The 14,122-nt window shown below is 45.0% G+C and carries 14 protein-coding genes; 3 read left to right on the top strand and 11 right to left on the bottom strand.

Features of this window, described 5'->3' with window-relative positions; genetic code table 11:
* Window positions 1–143: 143 nt before the first annotated feature.
* The 8 genes from BLS14_RS17525 to BLS14_RS17490 form a co-directional block, all read right to left on the bottom strand.
* Window positions 144–1,961 carry an APC family permease gene (locus BLS14_RS17525; RefSeq protein WP_063564464.1) on the bottom strand — a complete coding sequence of 606 codons (1,818 nt, stop codon included), beginning with the start codon at window positions 1,959–1,961 and terminating at the stop codon, window positions 144–146.
* A 284-nt stretch (window positions 1,962–2,245) separates the two neighbouring features.
* Window positions 2,246–3,097 (bottom strand): rhamnulose-1-phosphate aldolase, encoded by an 852-nt coding sequence (rhaD, locus tag BLS14_RS17520; RefSeq protein WP_090953146.1) that lies wholly within the window; start codon window positions 3,095–3,097, stop codon window positions 2,246–2,248.
* Between the two features lie 388 nt (window positions 3,098–3,485).
* The gene (locus BLS14_RS17515; protein WP_090953144.1) at window positions 3,486–4,007 is read right to left on the bottom strand and encodes a GNAT family N-acetyltransferase; all 522 of its coding nucleotides are present in this window, start codon (window positions 4,005–4,007) and stop codon (window positions 3,486–3,488) included.
* 235 nt (window positions 4,008–4,242) lie between these two features.
* On the bottom strand, window positions 4,243–4,530 hold the full coding sequence (locus BLS14_RS17510; protein ID WP_090808113.1) for a hypothetical protein: 288 nt from the start codon (window positions 4,528–4,530) through the stop codon (window positions 4,243–4,245).
* 179 nt (window positions 4,531–4,709) lie between these two features.
* Window positions 4,710–5,198: a DinB family protein gene (locus BLS14_RS17505; protein WP_090953142.1), complete on the bottom strand. Its 489-nt coding sequence runs from the start codon at window positions 5,196–5,198 to the stop codon at window positions 4,710–4,712.
* A 26-nt stretch (window positions 5,199–5,224) separates the two neighbouring features.
* Window positions 5,225–6,136, bottom strand: a complete 912-nt coding sequence (locus BLS14_RS17500) for a helix-turn-helix domain-containing protein (RefSeq protein ID WP_090953141.1) — start codon at window positions 6,134–6,136, stop codon at window positions 5,225–5,227.
* A gap of 221 nt (window positions 6,137–6,357) precedes the next feature.
* Window positions 6,358–7,326 (bottom strand): alpha/beta hydrolase, encoded by a 969-nt coding sequence (locus tag BLS14_RS17495; RefSeq protein WP_090953389.1) that lies wholly within the window; start codon window positions 7,324–7,326, stop codon window positions 6,358–6,360.
* 28 nt (window positions 7,327–7,354) lie between these two features.
* Complete coding sequence (locus BLS14_RS17490; RefSeq protein ID WP_072734317.1) at window positions 7,355–8,419, bottom strand: LLM class flavin-dependent oxidoreductase; 1,065 nt, start codon at window positions 8,417–8,419, stop codon at window positions 7,355–7,357.
* Window positions 8,420–8,684: 265 nt separating this feature from the next.
* On the opposite strand from BLS14_RS17490, the gene BLS14_RS17485 reads away from it, so the two are divergent.
* The 3 genes from BLS14_RS17485 to BLS14_RS17470 all read left to right on the top strand — a co-directional run bounded on the left by BLS14_RS17485 (window position 8,685) and on the right by BLS14_RS17470 (window position 10,689).
* Window positions 8,685–9,269, top strand: coding sequence for a TetR/AcrR family transcriptional regulator (locus BLS14_RS17485; RefSeq protein ID WP_072734318.1), 585 nt, complete (start codon window positions 8,685–8,687; stop codon window positions 9,267–9,269).
* 209 nt (window positions 9,270–9,478) lie between these two features.
* Entirely contained in the window at window positions 9,479–9,742 is a 264-nt protein-coding gene (locus BLS14_RS17475) for a DUF2642 domain-containing protein (RefSeq protein WP_064640066.1), read from the top strand.
* A 173-nt stretch (window positions 9,743–9,915) separates the two neighbouring features.
* On the top strand, window positions 9,916–10,689 hold the full coding sequence (locus BLS14_RS17470; protein WP_143021557.1) for a hypothetical protein: 774 nt from the start codon (window positions 9,916–9,918) through the stop codon (window positions 10,687–10,689).
* A 178-nt stretch (window positions 10,690–10,867) separates the two neighbouring features.
* On the opposite strand, the gene BLS14_RS17465 is transcribed toward BLS14_RS17470, so the two are convergent.
* The 3 genes from BLS14_RS17465 to groL all read right to left on the bottom strand — a co-directional run bounded on the left by BLS14_RS17465 (window position 10,868) and on the right by groL (window position 14,073).
* Complete coding sequence (locus BLS14_RS17465; protein ID WP_090953137.1) at window positions 10,868–11,914, bottom strand: flavin-containing monooxygenase; 1,047 nt, start codon at window positions 11,912–11,914, stop codon at window positions 10,868–10,870.
* Between the two features lie 199 nt (window positions 11,915–12,113).
* Window positions 12,114–12,326 carry a hypothetical protein gene (locus BLS14_RS17460; RefSeq protein ID WP_256336543.1) on the bottom strand — a complete coding sequence of 71 codons (213 nt, stop codon included), beginning with the start codon at window positions 12,324–12,326 and terminating at the stop codon, window positions 12,114–12,116.
* A 115-nt stretch (window positions 12,327–12,441) separates the two neighbouring features.
* Window positions 12,442–14,073 (bottom strand): chaperonin GroEL, encoded by a 1,632-nt coding sequence (gene groL / locus BLS14_RS17455; protein WP_063564477.1) that lies wholly within the window; start codon window positions 14,071–14,073, stop codon window positions 12,442–12,444.
* Window positions 14,074–14,122 lie beyond the last annotated feature (49 nt).

The following is a 14,122-nucleotide window of genomic DNA, read 5'->3' as shown; positions in this document are numbered from 1 at the left end:
GATATCTACTCAATCAATTTAACAGAAAACTGGATATTTAATGTTAACGCAAAATTTTCGGTAGAGAATCCCAAAGAAAATGGATGGCATATAAGCATATGACATACTCTTTTCATGCCATTGGCCAGTGTAGACGAAGCCTTTTAACGATTGAGATGATACGGCACTGTTGTAACAATCACGTCTTTGTAATTGATCAAATAAGCGCGGATCATGAAGCTGGTCTGGTTGTGCAGTACATTTTGCCACCAATGCTTGGTGATGAACTGCGGAATTAGAATCGTGATATGGTCCGTCTCGGCCGTTTTCCATTCCACGGTATCAATGAACTTCTTGAGCGGTCCCATAATACTGCGGTATCTTGATTTAATGACAACCAGGCGAACGCCAGGGTTCCACTCTTCCCACTTCTGCTCCATCTTGCGAATGGCTTCATCATCGAACCCGATATACAAGGCAACCACGTGATCTGACATCGTCTGGGCGTAAGAGATTGTATTCATGACCACCCTTGTAATGCCAGCCACCGGAATGACGATCGTATTGCCCTTTCTCACCGGTTTCTCCAGCTTGATATCAATCCTCAATTCATCCGCGATGTTACAGTAATGACGGTGAATGCGCATGAACACATAAACGACGAGTGGCAGGAAAATAAAGATAACCCATGTTTGTGTGAACTTGGTGAATATAAAAATCAATGTAATCGACAGTGTGGTCAGCATACCAATCGTATTGACGAGCAGCTTCACACCCCATCCGGATGGTTTGACTTTGATCCAACGAATCATCATGCCCAGCTGCGACAGGGTGAATGGAATGAACACGCCCACCGCGTAGAGCGGAATCAAGCTTTCCGTATTTCCTTTGAATCCAACAACCAGCAAGGCAGACATCACACTGAGAAAAATAATACCGTTCGAGAAGCCAAGGCGGTCTCCTCTAACCATAAACATATGTGGCATATATTTATCCTTTGCCATCATGAAGGACAGCAGCGGGAAAGCAGAATAGGCCGTATTCGCTGCCAGGAACAGAATCAAGGCCGTTACACCCTGAATAATAAAATACATCGTACCCCTGCCAAATGTCGCTTCGGCAATCTGGGAAATGACTGTGGCTTTCGGATCAGGCTTCACCCCGTAACCATAAGCAAGTAACGTAATCCCGATAAACATGGCTCCCAGAATACATCCCATAAGCATCAAGGTTCCTGCTGCATTTTTCTCCGCAGGCTGCTTGAAGTTCGGAATGGCGTTACTCACCGCCTCAACCCCGGTCAAGGCCGAACAACCCGAGCTGAATGCCTTCAGCAGCAGAAACAGACTCACATGAGACATACTCGTTCCGAATTCTGGGGCCGCAGCTTCCATGCCACCAGCCAGAAATTTGATACCTCCGGAGATAATCAGAATCGCAATCGAAAAGATAAACAGATATATGGGGATCGCCAATACGGAAGCTGATTCCGTCACCCCTCGCAAATTCATAATAGTCAGAAATACAATCATGATCAGTGCAATGACGATGCTGTAATCATGAAGCATTGGAAAGGCAGATGTAATCGCATCGGTCCCTGCGGACGAACTTACCGCAACAGTCAGAATATAATCGACCAGCAAAGATCCTCCGGCAATCAAGCTCGGAGCCGTGCCGAGATTATCCTTGGCTACGATATACGCGCCGCCTCCTGTTGGATAAGCAAAAATCGTCTGGCGGTAGGAAAAAATTAAAATGACGAGTAATCCCAACACGGCGATGGAGATTGGAACAGAGTACCACAAGGCGGCGAATCCGGCCGCAACGAGCACCAGTAATATCTGCTCCGTACCGTAGGCAACGGACGATAGTGCATCGGAGGACAGAATGGCAAGTGCCTTCCATTTCCCCAATTTTTCTGCATCCAATTCAGCCGATTTCATTGGCTTGCCTATTAAGATTCTCTTCATTTTGCCAAGCATGATCATAACTTCCTTCCGTCTTTCATCTGTGAAGCATTGTTATTATGCAAAATCGCCGAGCCATTGACAATACGTCATTTCACCCGAATTTCGCCAGCGTGTGATAATGCATTCTACGATTCAATAATCGATAACAAAGCCGCGCTTTATCAGTTTTTTGAACGTTTTTGAACCAAAATGGCGTTTGTTCGCCAAAAAAAAGGAAATGGCCTTCGGTTTAATAAACCAAAGACCATTCATATTAGGCTGTGTTGTAGCTCTTTCTTTTATACGATTTCGATCCGTCAAACTTCTATGCCCAATATACCAGGACATGGAGTGACACCGAAAGCTTGGGCCAATGTAGCTAGCTGCTCATCCGTAATTCTCTGTCTGATCTCATGACCTGCAACCAGCATATACACCTGAGCCGCTTTCTCAATAGTCTCAATGAGGCCAAAGGCTTCATCAATCGTTGTACCTGTTCCAAAAATCCCATGCTGCGGCCAAATGACCGCATGGTATTCCTTCATTTTCTCAGCCGTTTCCCGTCCAATTTCATTCGATCCAGGCACCATCCACGGAATAATACCAACACCGTCAGGAAATACGACAACGCATTCCGTACACATCTGCCACAGCGTCTTTGTAAATTTCATTTCATCCAACTCATGTATAAAGGTCATCGCCAGCACATTGGTCGCATGGTTGTGCATCACAACCCGGTGTTTCGAGTCGACTTTCAGACGTTCGATATGACTCATAAAATGCGTAGGCAATTCACTCGTTGGGTTCGCTCCCGACTTTAGCCCCCACAGCACTTCCAGCTCCTGTCCATCATTCGATACTCGTAGCAACCCCAGATTGCTCTCCGGATCAGCCAGTACATTTTTGAAATATTTGCCCGAAGCAGTCACAATAAAATACTTGCCTGCCAGCTCATGCATCGAAAATGCTGGTTTGATCTTGCGGATCACATAGTTGATATCGATATATTTGGCAACTTCCTCTTCCCCCAGCAGATAGCTGACATTGCCACCATTGCGTTCATCCCACCCGTTTTTCCACATATGTTGAGTAATCTCCGCCATCTCACGAACAAATGGGATATGGAAGCCTGCAGCCTGCGTTGTTTCATTGGTAAGGGTCACGTTCATCATCATTCTCTCCTCATGATAAAAAATAGAATGCCCATCACGTACATAGTAAGTTCCTTTTTTCACATTCATTATACCTTTGTTTACTTTTATTAGTCAATAATACACAGCGTTATTTGCTTTATTTATTTTTGTTTATATTTGTTTTGTGTATATTTATAAAAACAAGCAAAAAAATACCTCACCGGCGTCCGGCGAGGTCAGTCACACATCTATCTAACACGAGAAGGGGTTTACAAGAATTATCTTACCTCTGCTACCTTAATAGAAGCTGAAAATGAAATAAAAAAACGATGAAAACCCCTTTACCAAAAAATGACGGTCACCGCTGCTATCCATCCATTTATGCTATATATTTAAAGACGTTGTGCTGCATTTTGGAACATATTTATTCCTTTTTCAGCAAATAGGACGGGTGCATCAGTCCTGTCGGTTCATAACGCTCATCCCGTACATACTCAAAGCCCAGCTTGGACAGCATGTGACGTGACACTTCATTATCCGGATGATGCCCGGCAAACAACGCTTTAGCCTTCAGTTCGCCAAATGCATAGTCAATCACCGCCCCTGCCGCCTCCATGGCGTAGCCCTTGCCCCAATGATCCCGGGTTAGATGAAATCCCAGTTCATATATCTCTTCTTCCGGAGAATACGGGCGCAAGCCACAGCAACCAACAAACACTTCCGAATCTTTCTCAAAGAGTGGCCAGTATTGCACTCCCACATCTTCTTGCCTTTTTAATTCCTGAGTCAATCTCGCTTCCACTTCATCCTCGCTCAGAAATCCTTTGCTGCTAATCCACTTCGATACCTCGTGATCTCCCCATAGAGCGGAAGCCAGAGCACGGTCTTCTTCATTCCATGTCGAGAAAACAAGCCGCTCGGTTTCAAGAAACGTTGGTCTTTTCATCGTCCAATAACCTCCTGTTTCACAACATCAGTCTTCACGATGTTCCTAATATAAATTACTCGAATAGTAACCTATGTAAACAAAAATTTGATCTAAACCTATTATATCACTGGGGTCGCACATACAATTTCTGAGGCTGTTTCTTGATTGAATCGATATGATGCATCCATAAAAAAAAAGAAAAACCTCTGCCGACAACATGTCCGACAGAGGTTCACAAAGCACGCTACATTCATTAGAAATCAGATGTCGCGATTTGAATCGTGCCTGTTGAAGCACCTGCCGCAGTAGTCAGCAGTGCAGCTACGAGCAGCAAATCAACAGACAACGTAAGGCTGTTGCCAGCTGGGATCATATACGTGATCACTGGAGCGTTAACACGAGTCACAACCAGATCTACCGGGGCAGTACCAAAATTGTTCACCGTGATGCTGGCATTCGTACCTCCAGCGAGGTTTTCATAATACGATTTACCCACGCTTGCATCTAAGGCATAAAATTGTTGCGGTAAAAGGATGGCCATGGAAATCACCTCCTTTTGCTTTGATACAGTATTCTATGTTTGGAATCTATTAATGTAACGGTAAAATGACCGTGTGATAACGTCCATTTTAATAGAGACGCTAGAATACTAGACACAAAAAAAAAGCCCCGCCAGTCATTAGGCGGAGCTAATTACACAAAACTCATATTCTAAGATTTTTAAGCATACAGCATGAAAAAGTTCAACTCATGCCCCTGTTGTTTGAGGTAATTATACAACTGTGAACGGTGATGGAATACGTGAGTTAGCGTTTCAATCTGCCATTGAGCCTGCAAATGACCGTGCTCCATATAGAAGGCTTTGGTTGAACGATTCAACATCTCTTCTTCGCTGAGTGATACAATATAGGCTTTGTAGACCTCCAAATTGCCCCAAAGTGTTGCCTCCAATTTTTCATTATCCTCGATCCCTGACAGGCTATTCTCTACCACACCAACCTCGGCTTCGCTCTTCTCCTGCATAATGGCAAGGTCCGATGCCGTGATCTGAATAAAATGATGGACCAGTTCCACCAGTGAACGCATATTGTCCTGCGGGCGGTATGCCCAATCCTCTGGACGGATTAGGCGGATCAGACTCGCCCCCGTACGTACTCCCGTCTCCAATTCATTGAGCAGATGATTCCGAATTTGCAATGTTCCATTCATATATGATATCTCCTTTACTATTATTCTCACGATCTCAGTATATCTGAAGGGGCAACCGACTTATTGTACAAATCGGACAACCTTTGTTGATGTTCCTTGGCAGCGGTCAGTGGGGTTTCCCCATAAAACTTGCGGAATTGACGAATCAAGTGGGCTTGGTCAAAAAAACCATGATTCAGGGCCAGCGCTACCCCATCCGCCGTATGCCCCTGATGAATACTGCCCAGGACACGATGAAAACGAACCACCTCACTGAATCGCTTCGGACTGATTCCGATCCATTCTGCAAACTTCCGATGCAGCTGGCGTTCACTGACAACTTCTCGCATTGCCAGCTCACTGACGCTCATACGTCCCCCATCGATAAAGATGCGATGCAGCGCGTTTTTCATCAAATCATTCTCGTATGTATTGGTTTGCACGGATAGTGGACTCAGATAGGCATTCATTACCTCCACCCGTTCTTCAAAGGTTCTTGTTCCAGCCATCCGCTCTCGAAGCTCATTCAACCTGACTGGCCAACATTCCTCAAGCGGAATTCGCATGTCCGTAAATCCTTCCAATGGCAAACCATGAAAAACGTACGCCCCACCCGGAAAAAAACGTACGCCAAATGTGTAATCTGCGGAAGGACTTACATCGGATGCCTCGGGCACAGCAAATGGATGCGTATAATTGCCACAGTATGCATAGGAATGAGCCGAACGGACCGAGTCGTATGTAATCAGCATGTCCGTGCAGCCATCCGGCAATACCCGAGCGGGCACTGATATAGGTTCCTGATCTTGCTCTCCTGTGTGCGGAATAGAACCGGATTCCCAATAACAGGCTACATGAGCCATTAGGGAGATAGAAGGTATTTGTTCAATATAATACGTATTCCGATCTGTCCCATTCATCTGAATGGGTCTGAACAGCGGATGCAGGCTGGGGTCCACGAACCATCCCTCCGTTACTAGCATTTATGTATTTATCTATCATACCATCAACCGATGAAATGAAGAAAAAAAGTACCCCGCCGGACGATCCGACGGGGCTAGTCACACATCTATTTAACACGAGAAGGGGTTTACAAGACTTATCTTACCCCTGTTACCTTAACGGAATCTGAAATGAAGATGAAAAGAACATCAATTTTTATGGACAACTCCGGAGACATTTATTGCTCCCATGAGGGATTAAGCGCTCTAGCCATGGCCCGGATATAATCCTGACTAGCCCGCTGGCTAACTTCCGCATCAGGCACAAATACTTCGAAGCAGTGATAAGCACCGGGATAGAGGTGCATTTCGACATCCACTCCCGCTGCCGCAAGGCGTGTCACATATTCAATAGTTTCATCTCGAAACAGATCAAGCTGGCCAATATACGTATACATTGGGGGTAGCCCTGCCAAATTTTCAGTTCTTGCTGGGACAGCGTAAGAAGGCATGTTGTGTTCTTCGTTCTCCCCCAATCCCTCCATCTCTCCTCCAAGGTACATACTCCATGCCTCCAGGTTATTCGTCCGATTCCATGTGGCATTTTGTTCCGTAATTTCGTGGCTCGAAGCCGAAATATTCCGATCGTCCAGCATCGGGTACAGCGGCATTTGGAAGATCAGGCTCGGCCCACCTTTATCGCGGACCATTTGTGCAAGTGCTGCAGTCAGTCCTCCACCTCCGCTTGCTCCGGCAATTGCGACCCGGCTAAGATCAATGCCAAGCGACTCCGTTTCGTCCGTCATCCATACCAGACCTGCATAGCAATCATGAAGGCCAGCAGGATAAGGATGCTCAGGGGCCAGGCGATAATCAACCGATACAACTACGCAATGAGCCGCTTGTACAAAGCGTTCACATAATGCATCATCCATATCCGGATGTCCCAGCACATAACCTCCTCCATGAATCCACAACATCGCTGGCAATTTATCTCCAGTACGCTCAGCCGGTTCATATATTTTGACCAGCATGTCTCCTGCTGCCCCAGCAATAATTCTCTTTGTTGTGCGTACGTCATCCGACTTCTCAATCGGTGGATTCATGAGCATCGCCCGGCTAACCTGCAATGCCCCCTTCAAATTAAAGCCCGGAAACTGGGTCAATGCATCTCTTAATTCAGGTACCACCCGATCTACAAAACTCATATGCAATTCCACCTTCAGTGTATGTTCTTTATGCTCTTTGTCCATTCTCAGCTTCCCACTCAGCCAACTCTGTGCGCACTCGAGGTGCCACCTCTGTTCCGAGCAATTCAATCGCTCTCATCACCTGATCATGTGGCATCGTGGCAATCGGTACGTACATCATGAAACGTGTAATGCCCACATTCTTGCGAAGGTGAATAATCTTTCGGGCAACCGTCTCTGGATCACCTACATACAAAGCACCGTCATGGCTACGTGCAGCATCAAAGCTGGCACGACTGTAATGTCCCCATCCGCGTTCTTTGCCGATTTTGTTCATGCCCGCCTGGGTAGAAGGAAAGAACAGATCAGCCGCCAGCTCTGTATTTTCAGCCACAAATCCGAGCGAATGCGACCCTACAGTAAGCTTCGAAGCGTCATGTCCGGCATGTGCCGCTGCCTGCTTGTACAACTGTACAAGGGGGCCAAAATTCCTTTCCGGGCTCCCGCCAATAATAGCCAACGTCAACGGAAGTCCCAGCAATCCTGCACGAACCACCGATTCCTGATTGCCCCCGCTGCCAATCCATATGGGCAAAGGGCTCTGCACAGGCCGTGGATATACGCCCAGATTATGTATTGCAGGTCTGTGCCCACCTCGCCAGTTGACTATTTCGGACTTTTGCAGGTTAAGCAGCAGTTCCAGATGTTCATCGAACAGCTCATCATACTCACCTAGCTCATATCCAAACAAAGGGAATGATTCGGTAAAGGAACCCCGCCCTGCCATAATCTCCGCACGTCCATTCGAAATGCCATCCAGTGTGGCAAAATCCTGGAACACACGTACCGGGTCAGCAGACGAAAGTACCGTTACTGCACTAGTCAGCCGAATACGCTTGGTCAGGGATGCAGCTGCGGACAGCACCATCGCTGGGGAAGAAGCCGCATAATCTTTACGATGATGTTCTCCTACGCCAAATACATCCAACCCCACCTGATCGGCAAGCACGATTTCTTCCACCACTTCACGCAATCGCTGTGCGTGACTTATGACCTCACCTGTCCGAAGATCGGGTGTCGTCTCCACAAAAGAAGTAATTCCTATTTCCATAACTGATTTCTCCTTATTCAAAATTGGACTATCACTACTCGTAAAATAAATTACCGATCGGTATGTTATTTAGGTAGTTAATATATCTCAGTGTTTCTCTCACTGTCAATTTATTTATTTTGATTAAATATGTATCTCATTTCTTAAATAAATCATCAAAAAGACGTTGGTTTGACAAATTATTGAGAGTTATATATTATATATCATACTGATGAGTACGAAATATCTATACTTGAGAAAATATAAGTAACAAGGAGTATTTATTATGGCGAGAACTCGCGAATTTGACGAAGAGAAAGTGCTGGATGCAGCGATGCAGCTTTTTTGGGAAAAAGGATATGAAGCCACTTCATTAAGTGATCTGACTTCAAGAATGGGCATCCAAAGACCCAGTATATATTCCACTTTTGGAGATAAAAGAGAACTGTTCGAAACTTCGCTACGGAAATACACGATGGCTCGTGCCGCAGAGATGCGAACCAGACTGGCGGGTATTACATCGGTTAAAGAGGCCTTTCGTACTTTTTTTGCAGAAATCGTGGACGAAGAATACAACGCAGAGCGACTCAGTCGTGGATGCTTTTGCATCAATACGATGGTTGAGCTTGCACCCCATGATGAGAAATTTGAAATTCTCACCCGGGAACATCAGATGTACCTGTCGGTCATCTTTCAGGAAAATATTGAGCGGGGAATGCGATCAGGGGAACTTAACCCCTCCCTGGACGCTAAGGCTGTCGCGCAAGCACTTATTGTATCCCTAATTGGACTGACCGTTTTCATGAAGTCCCGTCCCAATCGTTCATTTATAGAAAACTCGATTCGAGTCACACTTTCCTTGCTGGATTAAGTCCAAGTGATGATAAGAAAAAATAGCACTGCTGGCTAAAACGCCGGCAGTGCTTCATTCATTTCACTGTAAACTTGACCCTCTGCGATTGGCTGACAAACATAATACCTCATTCGGATTTTCCAAAAGTATATACTTTGGTCAAACGCCCAGTCGTTCGCGTGGGCAATCGCATAGGATGCCGTATAAATGATTTGGGAGGTTTTTTCTTGAATAATTATCAAATGATGCATCCCATGGCTAACTCACATTATGTGCCCCATATGCCCCATAACATTGTCGTTCATCCAGTGGATCATTGCGTAGTCGAAAGTCTAATGTCCCTGGTGGGAAAAGTGGTTATCCTGGAAACGACTCGCGGTAGACTGGATGGATGTGTGGTCGCTGTTAAACATGACCATGTTGTACTAGAGGAAAGAAATAGAAAATTCTTCGTGCGCATTGCCGAAATCGTCTGGATTATGCCTGACTAAATACCGATTGAGGGCTAACGAACCGAACGCCTCTTAACAGGGGGATTAGACCACACTTAAGAGATGATTCCTGTACTGCACAGGGGTCATCTTTTTTCGTCCGCTCGCCTTCGCTGTTCATATTTTTTTAAAGAGACGAGTACAGGTTTAAAGTTTCTCGAAGGAACATTATAATGAGAGTACGAAATAACGATGCATTACGAGGTGAGAATTTGCAATATCTGTTTACAATACTATTCATCCTAGGCTTTATGGCTTTCTTCGTATTTATTGTTTTGATGGTCTTATCCATACGAAAACATAACCGGATACCGATAAAGCATGTTTTGCTAACGGCGGCATGTTTTGCAATTGCTTCGATAGGAATGTATGGTATGCTGGCTTTACCTTCAAATCCTCCGCAATCATCTGGGACAGATCAGACGGAGAAACAAGAATCTGGCGCTGTTACAACAGAGGAAGATCACGCACCTCTAACTCAAACGAATGCCTCTGGCTTCCATATGACAACGGAGGAATTCAAAAACAAGTTTAATGGCGCCGTGGGCAAATACCGACTAAATGGTTTGAGTATTACCCGCTTGGATATGAAAGACTCTTCCGAGCAGGGCACTGGCGCTTTCGAGTATGTATTCAATGATAAATTACGATTGGTTGGTACATTAAATTCAGATCAAAAAGTACAAGAAGTCAGGTTGTACGAGAATGGTGATGTCAGCGAACCAACGGGTGGAATCTTTTTGACCGCTATCGCTACACTCATTCTGACAACCAATAGCGAGTACACGTATAATGATGCGCAAGACGTGATTCAGGATATCGGCATATTGGATCGCGATGTAAGTCAGAGTAATTTTGATGGAGCAACGGTTCGAAATGGATTTGAATATCGCTTCAGCATACAGGATCATGATCACTCTACTTTTGAAATAACTGTTGCGAAATAAGACCCAATGTGTAAAGAGGCCGCTCCATGAAGGAACGGCCTAACGTGTGATATGTACTGTTTGGATAGTTCAGTGTTTGTAATTGTGATCTCCTCTTTTTAGGAATATACCCAAAAATGTGACTTATGATATTCGCTAATCATCCCTAGCATCTGCTCTAGCATGATGTGTCTTACCTTTAAATCACATGATTAACGATTCTCTGAGCATCGTATTTAACCCATCCCAACAGTGCTGAACCTCGTGATGTTTGCCAAGGCAGCCCTACAAAATATAGTCCAGCAACCGGTGATACTCCTCTCTCGTGTAAAATTTCACCTTGGGAATCAAAAGCAGTAGCGATATCAATCCAACCATCATTTCGTTTAAACCCAGTAGCCCAGATAATATTGTCTATTGGTGCCTCACTCCCATCCTCATATAGGATGCGGTTATCTATTGCATTTATAGCACGTGGACGCTTGTTAACTTTCCCTTTAGTGATCAACTCTTTTAACTCATAGCCATATACGTACTCAGGCTGATTTCGTAACCATTTTCCGACCATACGATCTGCACTTGCACGTAATACTCCGAGCTTTTCGAAATACCAGAATATACTTCGTTTCTTGATATGCAAAGGTCTAAATGTTATATTTCGAGCTATGGATATGTATACGGTTTGTCTATCATCTGATGCTAACTCTACAGCAATTTGGGCGCCTGAATTCCCTCCGCCTACGACTACTGTTGTTCCAGGAAGCAATTGAGAGCGGTTTTTATACTCTGATGAATGAAGTTGAATTACATTCTCGGATAATGATGTAGCAAAATGAGGAACATTCTTGGTCTGGAAAGGTCCCGTCGCAACGATAATATTGCGCGCTTCTATCATTCCATCATTGGTTTCAGCATAGAACATCTCATCTCGTTTCGAGAGACGAGAGATTGAACAGTTTAACTTTATTGGAAGCTCCATTTGTTTAGCATAGTTTTCAAAATAATCTGCAATTTCATCCTTGCTTGGCAGGCTATTTTTATTTCCACTAAGAGGCATTCCGGGTAATCCGTCATACATTCGTGGGGTAAAAAGACGCAAGGAGTCGTACCGTTTACGCCAAGATTCCCCGACAGATGAGACAGCGTCAACGATTAAAAAGGTTAACCCCGACTGTTGAAGATAGTAACCTGCCGCCAAGCCTGCTTGCCCAGCCCCGAAAACTAATACATCATACATATGTATCATCTCCAATATCGCTTATGTATTAATATATGAGCAATTATTCATATGTTTATTTTACTTAACTACTGTCTATTTAGCAATAGAAGAGACTATCATCATACTAATCAAAATTAAAAAGACTCCCTCACGGGAGCCTTTACTCATTTAATCCTAGTTTGCTTGTAACGTATCTTTAATGCTATTCCTGATATGCTGGTTAGTTTTACCTGGTGTATTGATCGATGTCATCAATCGCAGTTTGATGCTCTCTTCTATGATGATCTTCATGCTGTCGAACGTCGTTCTTTAACTTGGCTAAGAACCCCCATCCCATAAATACAAGTAAAAGCACGGTAATCAGCGCATAAGCAAAGCTATATAGATTCATATAGAAGTTGATAAAAATTGCAGCGAGCATCAAGCCCAGAATCCACAATGTCCACTTCGTACCCTTTCTCAGATGATTTCCTCCCTCGATCTTAGTAAATGAAAAAAGGCTCCCTTTCGGGAGCCTTCATCTATCGGCATTACAAAAGGTTTTTACACCTTTATTACATCATGCCGCCCATTCCACCCATACCGCCCATGTCAGGAACGCCAGCAGCGCCTGCAGGTTCTGGTTTGTCAGCGATAACCGCTTCAGTAGTCAGGAACATTGCTGCTACGGAAGCAGCGTTTTGCAATGCATAACGTGTTACTTTGGCAGGGTCAACGATACCCGCTTCGATCATATTAACCCACTCGCCAGTCGCAGCGTTGAAGCCTACGCCAGTTTGTTCTTTTTTCAGACGTTCCACGATTACGGAACCTTCTTCGCCAGCGTTAGCTGCGATTGTACGGATTGGTGCTTCCAAAGCGCGCAGGACGATGTTTACGCCTGTTTGCTCGTCACCGGACAGGGCTACGCCTGCAACCGCGTTGTATACGTTCATGAGCGCTGTACCACCACCGGATACGATACCTTCTTCAACCGCAGCGCGAGTTGCGTTCAGGGCATCTTCGATGCGAAGTTTGCGTTCTTTCAATTCTGTTTCAGTAGCCGCACCAACTTTGATTACTGCTACACCGCCGGACAATTTAGCCAGACGCTCTTGCAGTTTCTCTTTGTCGAACTCGGAAGTTGTTTCTTCCAGTTGTGTACGGATTTGGCTAACACGTGCATCGATATCGGATTTGTTACCAGCACCGTCAACGATGATTGTGTTTTCTTTCGTTACACGGATCTGACGAGCTGTACCCAGTTGTTCCACAACAGCGGATTTCAGGTCTAGACCCAGTTCTTCCGTGATCAATTGGCCACCAGTGAGGGCAGCGATATCTTGCAGCATTGCTTTACGACGGTCACCGAATCCTGGAGCTTTAACAGCTACAGCGTTGAATGTACCACGCAATTTGTTCACAACCAGCATCGCCAGTGCTTCGCCTTCGATATCTTCAGCGATCAATACAAGCGGTTTGCCTTGTTGAACGATTTTTTCAAGCAATGGCAAGATTTCTTGCGTGTTGGAGATTTTTTTGTCTGTGATCAGGATGTACGGGTTGTCCAAAACAGCTTCCATTTTGTCCGTATCCGTGATCATGTATGGAGAGATGTAACCGCGGTCGAATTGCATACCTTCAACCACTTCCAGCTCTGTAGCGAATCCACGGGATTCTTCAACAGTGATAACGCCGTCTTTACCCACTTTTTCCATAGCTTCAGCGATCAGTTCGCCTACTTCTTCGTCAGCTGCAGAGATCGCCGCAACTTGTGCGATGGATTGTTTGGTTTCAACTGGTTTGGAGATGGATTGCAGTTCAGCTACAGCAGCTTTAACCGCTTTGTCGATCCCTTTACGGATACCGATTGGGCTAGCGCCTGCAGTTACGTTTTTCAAACCTTCTGTGATCAGCGCTTGAGCCAATACAGTTGCAGTTGTTGTACCGTCACCGGCAACATCATTTGTTTTGGTTGCTACTTCTTTAACCAGTTGTGCACCCATGTTCTCGAATGCATCTTCCAGTTCGATTTCTTTAGCAATCGTTACACCGTCATTCGTGATGAGCGGGCTTCCGAATTTTTTCTCCAGAACCACGTTACGGCCTTTAGGACCGAGTGTTACTTTAACTGCATTAGCCAATGCGTCCACACCACGAAGCATGGAACGACGAGCGTCTTCACTGAATTTAATGTCTTTAGCCATGGTAAGAAAACCTCCCTAGTATATTGTGTAAAATAGTGTTGCTATATGG

The sequence above is a fragment of the Paenibacillus sp. OK060 genome (assembly GCF_900101205.1).
GTDB classification, from domain to species: domain Bacteria; phylum Bacillota; class Bacilli; order Paenibacillales; family Paenibacillaceae; genus Paenibacillus; species Paenibacillus marchantiae.
This window is presented reverse-complemented; position numbering and strand designations above follow the sequence as displayed.

Coding starts and splice junctions, on each gene's coding strand:
- BLS14_RS17495 (WP_090953389.1), bottom strand. CDS start 7,326: ATGAGTTTTGTAGATCGGGTGGTACCTGAATTAAGAGATGCATTGACC.
- BLS14_RS17465 (WP_090953137.1), bottom strand. CDS start 11,914: ATGATACATATGTATGATGTATTAGTTTTCGGGGCTGGGCAAGCAGGC.
- rhaD (WP_090953146.1), bottom strand. CDS start 3,097: ATGAACGTGACCCTTACCAATGAAACAACGCAGGCTGCAGGCTTCCAT.
- BLS14_RS17510 (WP_090808113.1), bottom strand. CDS start 4,530: ATGGCCATCCTTTTACCGCAACAATTTTATGCCTTAGATGCAAGCGTG.
- BLS14_RS17515 (WP_090953144.1), bottom strand. CDS start 4,007: ATGAAAAGACCAACGTTTCTTGAAACCGAGCGGCTTGTTTTCTCGACA.
- BLS14_RS17505 (WP_090953142.1), bottom strand. CDS start 5,198: ATGAATGGAACATTGCAAATTCGGAATCATCTGCTCAATGAATTGGAG.
- BLS14_RS17485 (WP_072734318.1), top strand. CDS start 8,685: ATGGCGAGAACTCGCGAATTTGACGAAGAGAAAGTGCTGGATGCAGCG.
- BLS14_RS17470 (WP_143021557.1), top strand. CDS start 9,916: ATGAGAGTACGAAATAACGATGCATTACGAGGTGAGAATTTGCAATAT.
- BLS14_RS17525 (WP_063564464.1), bottom strand. CDS start 1,961: ATGCTTGGCAAAATGAAGAGAATCTTAATAGGCAAGCCAATGAAATCG.
- BLS14_RS17490 (WP_072734317.1), bottom strand. CDS start 8,419: ATGGAAATAGGAATTACTTCTTTTGTGGAGACGACACCCGATCTTCGG.
- groL (WP_063564477.1), bottom strand. CDS start 14,073: ATGGCTAAAGACATTAAATTCAGTGAAGACGCTCGTCGTTCCATGCTT.